Annotated in this window: 8 protein-coding genes; 3 read left to right on the top strand and 5 right to left on the bottom strand. The window is 43.5% G+C overall.

What is annotated here, in order from left to right; all coding sequences use genetic code 11:
- Positions 1–17 precede the first annotated feature (17 nt).
- The 3 genes from ACFSTG_RS05490 to ACFSTG_RS05500 form a co-directional block, all read right to left on the bottom strand.
- Positions 18–1628 (bottom strand): glycoside hydrolase family 10 protein, encoded by a 1611-nt coding sequence (locus ACFSTG_RS05490; protein WP_380749331.1) that lies wholly within the window; start codon positions 1626–1628, stop codon positions 18–20.
- A gap of 78 nt (positions 1629–1706) precedes the next feature.
- Positions 1707–2531 carry an N-acetylmuramic acid 6-phosphate etherase gene (murQ, locus tag ACFSTG_RS05495; RefSeq protein WP_380749334.1) on the bottom strand — a complete coding sequence of 275 codons (825 nt, stop codon included), beginning with the start codon at positions 2529–2531 and terminating at the stop codon, positions 1707–1709.
- 5 nt (positions 2532–2536) lie between these two features.
- Positions 2537–3808, bottom strand: coding sequence for a sugar MFS transporter (locus tag ACFSTG_RS05500; protein WP_380749337.1), 1272 nt, complete (start codon positions 3806–3808; stop codon positions 2537–2539).
- Between the two features lie 255 nt (positions 3809–4063).
- On the opposite strand from ACFSTG_RS05500, the gene lepA reads away from it, so the two are divergent.
- Positions 4064–5860 carry a translation elongation factor 4 gene (gene lepA, locus ACFSTG_RS05505; RefSeq protein ID WP_380749341.1) on the top strand — a complete coding sequence of 599 codons (1797 nt, stop codon included), beginning with the start codon at positions 4064–4066 and terminating at the stop codon, positions 5858–5860.
- A 72-nt stretch (positions 5861–5932) separates the two neighbouring features.
- Here the strand turns inward: lepA and ACFSTG_RS05510 are convergent, their stop codons facing one another.
- Together ACFSTG_RS05510 and ACFSTG_RS05515 are read right to left on the bottom strand one after the other, a co-directional pair.
- Positions 5933–7864 (bottom strand): cation:proton antiporter, encoded by a 1932-nt coding sequence (locus tag ACFSTG_RS05510; protein ID WP_380749344.1) that lies wholly within the window; start codon positions 7862–7864, stop codon positions 5933–5935.
- A gap of 115 nt (positions 7865–7979) precedes the next feature.
- Positions 7980–10007, bottom strand: a complete 2028-nt coding sequence (locus ACFSTG_RS05515) for a cation:proton antiporter (RefSeq protein ID WP_380749347.1) — start codon at positions 10005–10007, stop codon at positions 7980–7982.
- A 158-nt stretch (positions 10008–10165) separates the two neighbouring features.
- On the opposite strand from ACFSTG_RS05515, the gene ACFSTG_RS05520 reads away from it, so the two are divergent.
- Entirely contained in the window at positions 10166–11950 is a 1785-nt protein-coding gene (locus ACFSTG_RS05520; protein ID WP_380749350.1) for a cation:proton antiporter, read from the top strand.
- 105 nt (positions 11951–12055) lie between these two features.
- A complete protein-coding gene (locus tag ACFSTG_RS05525) occupies positions 12056–12916 on the top strand; it encodes an MBL fold metallo-hydrolase (protein ID WP_380749353.1) in 861 nt (286 codons plus the stop codon).
- Position 12917 lies beyond the last annotated feature (1 nt).

Raw genomic sequence — 12917 nt, forward strand, 5'->3', positions numbered from 1 at the left:
TCCACTAAACGAATCCGCTATAACGGCTTTTCGATAAATTCACTTTGGTTTCCCGACCTATCCACGGCAGTTACCCCTACATGGGTCAACCCGTCACCCGAAGGTTCCCTGGGTAAACTAAGGGTCCTGGCGTTCCTGCCAAGGATCCTGTATTTCCAGGCGCCTTTATATTTGTAATGTACCACCCACCGAAAGATATCCTGTTCCTCCTCATGGTCCCAGCTTAGATTCACCAGGTCTCTGGTCAATTCCAGCTCAACCTCAGGAGCTTTTGGAGGCACCGGGTTTAGCCACGGACTTTCAGGAATAAGGGCCTGTCTTTTATAGGCACCATCCAAAATTCCGGAGGAAAGTTTAGGATATTTCAACAACGGGCCTATGCTCCAGTGAATACTTCCTTTACTTTCAGGCAACATCCCCCGGGTGATCATGATCTGGCTGATGGTCTCAATTAGATTGGGGTCATCCCCGCCAAAATCAATGTTGATACCCGGCCATAAATGTCGCTGTTGATGGTTCTCATTTTCCCACCAGCCCAAAAGGACCGGGAAACTTTGAGCCGTTTGACTTATCTTCCAGTACAACTGCGGGGAATAATAATCAATCCAGCCTTCATTAAGCCACAGCCTCGCGTCTGCATACAATTCACTGTATTGGTCCATCCCGTTGATTGTTTGAGGATATCCCGGCCTGTATATCCCAAAAGGACTGATCCCAAACTTTACCTGGGGTTTTTCGGCCTTTATCTCTTTATAGATCCTTTCCACAAAGTGGTTCACACCTTCTCTTCGCCAGTCATCACGGGCAAGGGTACCCCCATTGTTTTTATACGTAGTGTAACTGGCGGCATCAGGGAAGTCTGCCCCTTTATTATAAGAAGCGTAAGGATAAAAATAGTCATCAAAATGTACGCCGTCTACATCATATCTCTTAACAATGTCCATTACCACAGCCGCGGTATGATCCTGGGTTTCCTTTTTGGAAGGGTCCATCCACCACATTCCGTTCTTCAGCTCCACTACAAGTTCAGGTTTATTGCGTACCGTAGAGGCCTCTGTAATTATTCCACCGGTGGAATGATGCGCCCGGTAAGGATTTAGCCATACGTGTAATTCCAGTCCGCGGTCGTGGGCTTCCCTGATCCAGAACTGTAAAGGGTCATAAAAAGGCTCGGGGGCTTTTCCCTGTTCTCCTGTCAAGAAATAGGACCAGGGTTCGAGCTCACTCGGATATAAGGCATCTGCCTGTGGCCGTACCTGGAAGATCACCGCATTGTAGTTATGCTGTTGCAGGAAATCAAGAAGGGCTATAGCTTCTCTTTGCTGTTCTCCCGCAGATAGACCGGGTTTACTGGGCCAGTTGATGTTTGCGACAGTAGCGATCCAGGCAGCCCTGAACTCCCTCATTACATAGGGCGTGTTGTTTTTACCTTTCTTACCCGGAATCTCTTCCTTTACCGGGGGTTCGGGTTCAATTACTTCGGGAGTGGCCGCGATCTCCTCCACAGGTGTGGTGGCCGTTTCAGTAATCGGTTTGCTTTCGGTGACCACAGGTTTAGAGGTAGAGCATCCACTCCAGTAAAGAGTGGAGACAAAAAACATTAAAAAAAGCAGCTTTCTTTTCAGCATAAATAATCGTTCTGTTGCAGGGGTTCTAAGTACCCGGAAGTATAACCTTTTCCCGCGGAAATTAGTATAGCTCAAATGTTAATCCCGGGAATTATTTTTATAGATCTCAAGGACCTTTCGCACACTTTTATATTCAGAAAGAAGGGTCTTTGCAAGATGTTCAGAAATATGGAGCTCTTCCATAAGCATTAGCTCTCCCCTGCTTACCAGTTTCTTATTGGAAAGCTGCATGTCTACCATTTTATTCCCTTTTACCCTGCCGAGCTTTATCATAACCGCAGTAGAGATCATATTCAATACGAGTTTTTGAGCGGTGCCCGATTTCATCCTGGTACTTCCGGTAACGAACTCGGGACCCACCACGATCTCAATGGGAAATTCGGCAGCCTCGCTAAGAGGGGAATTCTCGTTATTGGTGATACAGGCCGTTATGAGCCCGTTAGCCCGGGCATCCTTAATTCCACCTATCACATAAGGCGTGGTTCCCGAAGCGGCTATCCCAATAAGCACATCATTCTTTGAAATATTATATTCCCGGAGGTCTTTCCAGGCTCCCGACTCATCATCTTCGGCATTCTCAACTGCCTTTCTAAGGGCAACATCTCCCCCGGCTATGAGCCCAATTATAACATTATCAGAAACCCCGAAAGTGGGAGGACATTCTGAAGCATCCAAAACCCCTAACCTGCCGCTGGTGCCTGCACCAATATAAAAAAGCCGGCCGTTGTGAACAGCGATCTGCTCCACCACCTTCTCTACTACCTCTTCGATCCTTGGGATCACCTTTTCAATGGCCTCAGGTACTTTTTTATCCTCTTTATTAATATTTTCAAGCAATTCCCTGGTGCTCATCATTTCCAGATGATCATAAAGGGACGCCTGTTCTGTGGTTCTCTTGTTCATAGATTTTATAAAGATTTGATCTTGTAACCTTTCACCGCAAAAAACAAGATGTATAAATAACAGGGGATAAGAATCCAGTAAGCCTGCTGCGGATCCAGTATATCTGCAAGATAACCATAAACGGGCGGGATCAAAGCTCCTCCGGCAATAGCCATGATGAGAAATGAAGAACCTATTTTGGTGAACCTTCCCAATCCTGCAAGAGCCATGGGCCATATCGCAGGCCAAACAAGGGCGTTAGCCAACCCCAGTAACGCAATGGATAAAACAGATACAAAACCATCTGTGTAAATGGCGACGAGGCCAAAGACCAGTCCCAAAATAGCAGAGGTTTTTAATGCATTTTCCTGGGTGATAAAACGGGGAATGGTAAAGATCCCTACCACATATCCTATGATCATTGCAGAAAGGGTAATACTGGCGAAGAATTTTGCATCCACCAGTGGTATCCCGTGAGATTCATTTGCATAGGTGATAATTGTATCCCCGGCAATAACCTCAACCCCTACGTACAGGAACAGCGCCAGGGTTCCCAGAAAAATATGAGGGAACTGGAAGATACTGGTCTTGTTCAAATTTGACTTGGCCAGTTCTTCATCTTCTGCGTCTGCATCTACTTCAGGCAGGGAAGAGAAATATACCAGGCCGGCAAGAATAATAAGTATGGCCATCATAACCAGGTAAGGATCGATCACCCGTTGAGCCAATTCATCTAAAGCGGCAGATTTTTCAACCCCCGAAAGAGCCTCAATGGTCTCTCCAATATTATCCGCAGAACTAAAAAGAATTGCCCCAAGGACGATGGGTGCCAGTACTCCCGCCACTTTATTACAGATTCCCATAATACTGATCCTTTTGGCTGCACTTTCCGCAGGACCAAGAACCACCACATAAGGATTTGCTGCAGTTTGCAATAAGGCCAGGCCGGTACCCTGCACGAAAAGTCCTAACAGGAAGATCTCATAAGTTCGCGAATACGCTGCCGGAATAAATATCACGGCTCCTACAGCCATTACCAGCAGACCGAGAGACATTCCTTTCTTGTACCCGGTTTTCTGCAGCACCCATGCAGAAGGAAGGGCCATTACGAGGTAGGAAATATAAAAAGCCGTCACCACGAAATAGGATTGGAAATTGTTTAGTTCACAGGCGATCTTTAGATATGGGATAAGGACAGAGTTAAGCCAGGTGACAAAACCGAAAATAAAGAACAAAGCTCCAATAATGATGATGGATCGGTTTGTGCCCGATCTGGTGGTAGTCTGGGTATTTTCCATAAGCCCCGGGGGAGGAATTAAATGCTTAAAAAGCAGGTTCGTAAATCTGCTCCCAAGATATACAATTCTTAAATAAAGCATAAATGAAGATCGAATATTTTAGGCTTTGCGTATTTTATAGAAGCTCATTAAAAAAGCCCGAAGATGGAACTTTGGGACTAAAGAATATTTCCTTTAGCGCCCCTTAAAAAAAACTATATTTGTACCTTTTAAAATCTAATTTCCTTTATGGAAATTTTATCCTGGAATTGACTTATGAAGAACATTCGGAATTTTTGCATCATTGCCCATATTGACCACGGAAAAAGCACCCTGGCAGACAGATTACTGGACGCTACAGGATCTGTAACCGATCGTGAGAAACAGGAGCAACTGCTGGATAGTATGGATTTGGAGCGGGAAAGAGGTATCACCATCAAGAGTCATGCGATCCAGATGGACTATACCTATAAGGGAGAGCAATATATTCTGAACCTTATTGACACCCCGGGACACGTGGATTTCTCCTATGAGGTTTCACGTTCTATTGCCGCCTGTGAAGGCGCCCTGCTGGTGGTTGATGCGGCACAAAGCATACAGGCACAGACCATTTCAAACCTGTACCTGGCCCTTGAAAATGACCTTGAGATCATTCCGGTTCTTAATAAAGTCGACCTTCCCAGCGCCAATCCTGAAGAAGTGACAGATGATATCGTAGATCTTTTAGGATGTAACGCTGAAGATGTTATTCCTGCGAGTGCCAAGACCGGTCTTGGGATCGACGAGATCCTTGCCGCAATAATTGAAAGAATTCCTCCACCCACGGGGAAAGTTGATGCACCTTTAAGAGCTTTGATCTTTGATTCTGTTTATAATCCTTTCCGCGGAGTCGAGACTTACTTCAGGGTGATCAATGGTTCGATCAAGAAAGGCCAGAATATAAAATTTGTAGCTACAGGTAAAAATTATTTTGCAGATGAAGTTGGGACTTTAAGGCTGAAACAGTTTCCGAGACAGGAAATAAAGACCGGAGATGTAGGTTATCTCATCACCGGGATTAAAGAAGCTAAGGAGGTCAAAGTGGGAGATACCATTACCGATGCAAAACATCCTACCACCGAAGCTGTTCCTGGATTTGAAGACGTGAAGCCCATGGTTTTCGCGGGAATCTATCCCGTAGACACAGAAGATTACGAAGACCTTCGCGCCTCTATGGAGAAGCTGCAATTGAATGACGCTTCGCTGGTTTTCACTCCTGAAAGTTCTGCGGCACTGGGATTTGGATTCCGTTGCGGGTTTCTTGGAATGCTGCATTTGGAGATCATTCAGGAGCGATTGGAAAGGGAATTTGATATGACCGTTATTACCACGGTACCTAACGTTTCCTATCATGCCTTTACCCATAAGAACAGGGATCAGGTGATCCTGGTAAACAACCCTACAGATCTTCCAGAACCTTCAAGCCTGGACAGGGTGGAGGAACCATATATCAAGGCTACCATCATCACCAAATCTGATTTTGTAGGGCCTGTAATGTCCCTTTGTATTGAAAAACGCGGACAGATCACCAATCAAACCTACCTCACCACAGACCGGGTGGAATTGTCATTTGACATGCCCCTGGCAGAGATCGTATTTGACTTTTACGACAGATTAAAAACTGTTTCCAAGGGTTATGCTTCCTTTGATTATTCTCCAATAGGCATGCGTGCCTCTAAACTTGTGAAGGTAGACGTACTACTGAACGGAAACGTGGTTGATGCTCTTTCTGCACTTTTACACGTTGACAATGCCTACGATATTGGTAAGAAAATGTGTGAAAAGCTGAAGGAACTTATCCCAAGACAACAATTTGATATCCCTATTCAGGCAGCCATTGGTGCCAAGATCATCGCCCGGGAAACGGTTAAAGCGCTGCGTAAGGATGTTACTGCAAAATGTTACGGAGGAGATATTTCCCGTAAACGTAAGCTGCTTGAAAAGCAGAAAAAAGGGAAGAAGAGAATGAGACAGGTAGGGAACGTAGAAATCCCGCAGGAAGCTTTTATGGCCGTTCTTAAACTGAACGACTAATTTTTTAAGAAACAAGAGTAAAGAATCAGGAAGCAAGACTTTGGAACTGCTCAAAAACACCACTCAAAAATGTCATTTTTGAGTGGTGTTTTTGATTTCCCTCTTCTGCTTTTTATCTTCTTTTTCGGGCTCCAGGTTTTCTACTGCTTCGTCAAAATTTTCCTTGGTTTCTCCTTTATTTATTTCTTTAGTGATCTTTTTACCTAAATAAACGAGTTTGGAGCCGTCAGGGATCTCTACTTCGGCACTGTGGGAAGGTATGATCCTTAAACTTCCATCTGGGGTCTTAACGAAGAGGGGGATTATTTCGGGATCTGTCTTGGATATCTCCAGCAGACCCTGGTAATGTTCTTTACTGTTGAGCCTGGATTCATGGATCTCGGCATACTTACGGGCTACCTCAGAGAGTTTAATGTAATCATCTGTATGGGAGAATAAACCTTCTGCAGGGTTTACTTCAGGGTCGTTCATTTCATCTGAAGAAATGAGCCGGAAAGCTCCTTTTTCTCCGAATTGCTTCTGAAATTTTGCAATGGCTGTTCTGTTAATATCACTGTTACCAGTCATTGCCATTAGATAACCTACATCGTTCAACTCAATATTGTTCATTAGATCATCCTGGTATACACTGCCTTCTATGGCTTCCAAACCAAGATCTTTAGCCTTTTGGATATTATCTGAATTATTATCGACAAGTACTACGTGCCTTCCATTTTCGTGCAGGTACTTCCCTATAAGACGTGAACTGGAAGAAGCTCCAATAATGAGAATTCCTTCGGCATTTTTAATAAATACCCCCACCAGCCGGGCAAACAATCTGGCTGTAGTAGCGTTTAAAAGAACCGAGAGCAATACGATCATAAAAACCAGAGGAGTGATGTATTCTGCACCGGGAACACCCTCACGGGCGAGCTTTAATCCGAAGAGGGAAGCAATACCCGCGGCCACAATACCCCGGGGTCCAACCCAGCTGATAAAAGCTATTTCATTAACCTTCAACCCGGAATTTATGGAACTAAGTATGACCCCTACCGGCCTAATCACAAGTACAACCAATCCAAAAAGGATCAAAGACTTCCAGTTGAAGATAAGAAGCAGTTCATCAATTTCAATATTGGCTGCCAGTAATATAAACAGGATAGAAATTAAAAGTACACTCAGAGATTCCTTAAAATACAGAAGTTCCTTTATGTTCGGGAGTTTCTTGTTCCCCATAACCATTCCCATCACCACCACGGCAAGCAAGCCGCTTTCATGAGCAAAAATGTCTGCCAAAACAAAAACCCCTAACACGGTTGCAAGGGTAAATACGTTCAACAGGTAGTGAGGAATAATGTTCCTTTTTATGAGCAGCGCCAGGATATGGGCAAAGGTGAAACCAAAAGTAAACCCAAACAAAAGGATCTTACCGAATTCGATCAATGCCGTCCTGGTAAAGTCCTGCCCCCCTTCAACTCTTATGAACTCATACATAAGAACTGCTATAAGTGCACCAATAGGATCTATAAGGATTCCTTCCCATTTAAGGATGGAGGAAATGTCTTTTTTGAGAGGTATATTCCTGAGAATGGGAGAGATCACGGTAGGCCCGGTAACAATGATCAGGGAAGAAAATAAAAATGAAATTTGCCAGGTAAATCCATAGATAAAATGTGCAGCGAGCCCGGCCCCTAAAAAGGTCACAATCACTCCAACACTTATAAGTTTTACGATGACAGGTCCAATATTTGCCACTTCACTTCGGCGTAAGGTAAGGCCCCCTTCGAAAAGAATAACCGCAATGGCGAGGGAAACAAAGTAAAAAAGACTTTCACCCGGAAAGACACCTTCTGTACCATTCCAGATTGGCTCCAGCCATTTGGTGCCGTCATCTGAAATAAGTGTGGAAACAGGTCCAACAACAAGTCCGATTAAAATTAGGGGTAAGATGGCCGGGGTTTTGGTCTTCCATGCCACCCACTGGGCAAATATTCCTAAAATTACTAATCCTGCTAGTTCTAACATTCAACTCACTTCTAAAATGAGGGTGAAAGTTAGCCTTTTCTGAGATAAAAACCGTAAAGTGGCCTTAATAACTAACCTCACCTAATAAATCACCAGGACCTGAACTTTTAAGCACTTAAGGATAAACAATGATCCTGCTTTTGTCGAAGAAGTATTTTTCCAGTTTTGCGGGGATGGTAGGCAAAATGTGCTGAAAAGATGTTGAACCTTTACGAGCCGAGACTAAAACTACTATATCGTCCTCCAGCATATCCTTACCAAGGATAAGAAAATCTTCCCAGGCAGAGAACTTTTTATAGGTGACAGGAGAATCTGTTTTCAATTCTTTTAATTCCTTTTTTATTTCTTTTTCTGTCTCTGCCGTACAGTTGATCACTACCGGTACACTAAGTTCTTTTGACAACAGCTCGATCTTATGGATCCACAGGCGAAATCCCTCCTCCTTTTCAGCAAGTGGGGGGACAATCAAAAAGATCCTTTTATGGGTTCCCAGGGGCCGGCTGAAATAAGTTACAAAGGAAGTTTTTTTATTGGCAGAAATGATCTTTTCCATCTTTTTGCCAATGAGTTTATCCATTAGTCCCTTTTGTGTAGGCCAACCCAGAATGATGAGATCTGCAATGATCTCTTTTGACTTTCTGGCAATACCTGCAGCCACATTGTGATCTATGGCAGCAAGGACATTTACAGGGGTTTCTGAGGCAGAGGCCTGTCTAACGAAGTCTTCCAGCTTATCTGTTGCCCTGGCTATATTTACCTCGGCTTCTTCATTATTGGGAACTACAGAGAGAATAGAAATGGGGTTTGGAGAACTTTTATCCTTTATGAGAATTGCGAACTCGAGCAGCTTATCAAAGTTGAGAATATTTGCTATTGGAAGAAGTATAGCCTCGCTCTTATATGCGTCTGATTTTTTAACTTCAGCAGCATCGATTTCTGTTGACTCTGCCACCAGTTTCTTAGCTGCCCTCTCTGTGGCAAGAGTCGCCACTATTGAGGTTACCAGAATAAGAATAATTGTTCCGTTAAGAATGTTCTCGTCAATGATCCCCGCATTGTAACCTACAATGATCACTGCTAGTGTTGCTGCCGCGTGGCCACTACTTAATCCAAAGATCACTTTTCTTTGGGACGAGCTATACTTAAATACCAGCTGGGTAAAAAAAGCAGCCAGCCATTTTCCGAAGAGAGCCACAAGACTCAAAGTACCTGCAACAATAAGGGCCATGGGTCCGCTAAAGATCACGCTAATATCTACCAGCATCCCAACGCTTATTAGAAAGAACGGAATAAAAAGTGAATTCCCAATGAATTCTATCCTGTTCATAAGTGCAGAAGAGTGGGGTATAAGACGGTTAAGGCCAAGCCCGGCGAGGAAAGCCCCAATTATAGGTTCGACCCCTGCCAGTTCGGCCAGGAAAGCAGCAATAAAAACTACCGAAAGGACAAAAATATAATGGGAGTGTTTTTCATTTTCCATTCTGGTAAAGAACCACTTGGCGATCCTTGGAACGATAAGGAATATGATCGCCGAGAATATGGCAAGGGAGATGATTAGCCGCTGCCAAAAAGCCATATCCAAAGTACCTTCATGATTCCCCATGATTACCGCCAGGATAATAAGTACAGCAGTATCTGTTAGAATAGTACCTCCCACTGTTATGGCTACCGCTTCATTTTTTGAAACTTTCATCTTGCTTACGATAGGATATGTAAGAAGGGTATGGGTAGCGAACATACTGGCTGTTAAAAAGCTGGCGTTGAAGCCATATCCAAGCAGGTAGTAACAAACGGGGAAACCAATGCCCAGGGGTAAAATGAACGTAAAGAACCCAAAAAGAAAACTTTTGTTCCGGTTCGCCTTGAACTGATTCATATCCAGCTCCAACCCCGCGATAAACATAATATACAACAATCCTATGGTCGAGAAAAGATCTATAGCTGAGCTCTGTTCCAGAAGACCTACCCCATATGGCCCGATAACGATCCCGGAAATGATCAATACGATGATCCCGGGAATATTGAGCCGCCTTAAAACGATTGGAGATACAAGGATAATAAGAAGAATGAGAGCGAACACCAGAACAGGGTTGGACAATGGAAGTTCAAACTCATGATACAGTATATCTAAAAATTCGTTCATTCTTACTCCTTTTAAAATGTGATTCACAAAAATAAAAGAAATTGCATCTGAAAAGGATAAACTCTGAAAAATCTATTATTTTTAAGTAATTTTTATAAGATACACCAGCATTTAATTACTTCTGAAGAAGAATTCAGAATCACCTATTAGTCGTTTCCATGGAAGAATTCAACATTTTAAGCCTGCTCATTATCCTGGCGGGAGCATGGGTGGGAGGTACAACTGCAAAACGTTTAGGATATCCTCCCATTTTGGGGGAATTGGTAATAGGGATTATCCTGGGACCTGCCATTCTGGGTCTACTTGAAACTTCGGAAATGATATCGGTCCTGGCTGAAGTAGGTATCATTCTACTTATGGTTTACATTGGAATAGAGATCAACTTCAGGGACCTTGGAAAAGCATCCTGGCCCGGATTACTGGCTGCTATAGGAGGTTTTATTGTTCCTTTTGGGATGGGGTATTATACCATCAAGTACTTTGGCGGAACAGATCTGGCTGCCCTTTTTGTAGCTATAGCTGTAGGGGTCACCTCTCTCGCCACCAAAAGCCGGATACTGGTAGACCTTAAACTGCTAAACACCCGAATCGCATACGTTTTGATGGCCGGTGCCTTAATTTCTGATACCCTCGCCCTGGTCATTTTTGCAGGAATGCTGAGTTTCGTAGACGTGGGAAGTATAGATGCCCTGGGACTCATCTGGGTTGCCGGAAAAGCCCTTTTATTCTTCGCTTTTACCGCTCTTGCGGGTTATTTTCTCTTACCGGTACTGGGAAAGTTTTTAAGTGAAAATAAAATTAAGAACCGCACCTTTCATTTTACCTTGATCCTCATCATAGTATTTGGGTTCTGTGAACTTGCAGAATTGGCGGGTTTGCATAGTATTTTGGGGGCATTTATGGCCGGTCTGTTCATTAGAGACGGGGTTTTCAACAGACAAATATCAAAGGAGATCAACGATATTTTCCATGATATATCAATAGGATTTCTTGCTCCCATCTTCTTCGTTTCCGCAGGATTCCATGTAACTCTTGAAGTTTTTCAAACTGACCTGCTACTACTCACCACAATTGTCCTGGTCGCTATGGTGGGTAAAATTGTGGGAACTGCAGTATTTTACCTGCCCAGTGGTTTTGGATGGCGTGAAGGGATCACTGTGGGAACCGGAATGAATGGGAGAGGAGCGGTTGAGATCATCATAGCGGGAATAGGTTTGGAAATGGGTATAATCTCTGCTGAAATTTTTTCGATCCTGGTATTCATGGCTATCTTCACTACGCTTAGCGTACCTTTATTGCTAACCTGGACGACAAACTGGCTGCGTAAAAGAGGGGAGCTCATACACCAGGAAAGCAGGACCGGCATTTTAATTCTGGGAGCAAATCCTTTGGGACTTTATCTTGGGAAACATTTAAGGGACCAGGATGAGGTAACATTCGTAGATTCCAACAGAGATCTGGTAGAAGAAGCAAAAAGACAGGGATTTGAGAGCTTTTATGGAAATATCCTTAAGGAAGAGACACTGGAGACCGCAAAAGCCTATGAGAAAGGAACATTTATAGCTTTGACCGGAAATAACGAGATCAACTTACTTGCGGCCCAACTTGCGCATGATGCCTTTTTTATTCCACAAAATATCGTGCTCTTCGCTCCGCAGGAAGGAGGGGCAGGAGTAGAACTTCTTGATAAGATCAAGGCTTCTTCAATGTTTGCCAGTAAAACCGAACTTGCCCCGTGGATCTTTAAAATAAGAGCGGGGGATATTGAAGAACAAACAGAAAAGGTAGAGAAACTTATTACTACCAGGAAGTGGGTGAAACAACACCAGCTAGGAGCAGATAAGATCCTGCCGCTTTTGATCATGGATCCTGAGGAAAATAAACGCCCCTTCCATTACCACGATGAAATCCAGCCCGGCGAAAAAGTTATATATTTACGCTGAAACCTGTGAAATTGCTGAAAGTTTTGTTAAATGCAATTGTTGCGTCTAATAAGCGTCGCATTTTGAAAAAAGCTTTTAGTATTTTGCACCTTCAGAAAAAAAAGAATGACATTATATCCAATTGAAGCCGGGAATTTTAAGCTCGACGGGGGTGCCATGTTTGGAGTGGTACCAAAATCCATCTGGAATATAACCAATCCCGCAGATTCCAATAACATGATCGATATTGCTGCCACCTGTCTCCTGATTGAAGACGGCGAGCGTCTTATACTTATCGATACGGGAATGGGAGATAAACAAAGTGAAAAATTCTTTGGTTACTATTACCGGTGGGGTGATGATTCACTGGACAAGTCACTTCAAAAACATGGATTTCACCGTGATGACATCACAGATGTTTTCATGACCCATCTTCATTTTGATCATTGTGGTGGAAGCGTGCAGTGGAACAAAGACAGGACTGGTTATGAACCGGCTTTCAAAAATGCAAGGTTCTGGAGCAATCAGGAGCATTGGGAATGGGCAACAAAACCCAATGCCCGTGAGAAGGCTTCTTTTTTAAAAGAAAATATCCTGCCAATGCAGGAAAGCGGGCAGCTTCAATTCATAAACCGTACGGGGGCAACCTATCAGGACGAATCTGAACTTGGTTTCGGAATTCTTTACGTAGACGGGCATACCGACAAGCAGATGATTCCACATATCAATTTCAAAGGTAAAAAACTGGTTTTTATGGCCGATCTTTTACCAACGGCAGGACACATTCCCCTGCCATTTGTAATGGGATATGATACCAGGCCCTTATTAACCCTTTCTGAAAAAGATGCCTTTCTTAAGAGGGCAGCAGATGAGAATTTCTTTCTTTTCCTGGAGCATGATGCCCATAATAAAATAATTACCCTGAAACACACCGAAAAAGGAGTGAGATTGGATCAAATACACACTTTTAATGAACTTTTTAACTAGA

The organism is Salinimicrobium flavum (assembly GCF_042684505.1).
Taxonomy (GTDB): domain Bacteria; phylum Bacteroidota; class Bacteroidia; order Flavobacteriales; family Flavobacteriaceae; genus Salinimicrobium; species Salinimicrobium flavum.

Coding starts and splice junctions, on each gene's coding strand:
- ACFSTG_RS05490 (WP_380749331.1), bottom strand. CDS start 1,628: ATGCTGAAAAGAAAGCTGCTTTTTTTAATGTTTTTTGTCTCCACTCTT.
- murQ (WP_380749334.1), bottom strand. CDS start 2,531: ATGAACAAGAGAACCACAGAACAGGCGTCCCTTTATGATCATCTGGAA.
- ACFSTG_RS05500 (WP_380749337.1), bottom strand. CDS start 3,808: ATGGAAAATACCCAGACTACCACCAGATCGGGCACAAACCGATCCATC.
- lepA (WP_380749341.1), top strand. CDS start 4,064: ATGAAGAACATTCGGAATTTTTGCATCATTGCCCATATTGACCACGGA.
- ACFSTG_RS05510 (WP_380749344.1), bottom strand. CDS start 7,864: ATGTTAGAACTAGCAGGATTAGTAATTTTAGGAATATTTGCCCAGTGG.
- ACFSTG_RS05515 (WP_380749347.1), bottom strand. CDS start 10,007: ATGAACGAATTTTTAGATATACTGTATCATGAGTTTGAACTTCCATTG.
- ACFSTG_RS05520 (WP_380749350.1), top strand. CDS start 10,166: ATGGAAGAATTCAACATTTTAAGCCTGCTCATTATCCTGGCGGGAGCA.
- ACFSTG_RS05525 (WP_380749353.1), top strand. CDS start 12,056: ATGACATTATATCCAATTGAAGCCGGGAATTTTAAGCTCGACGGGGGT.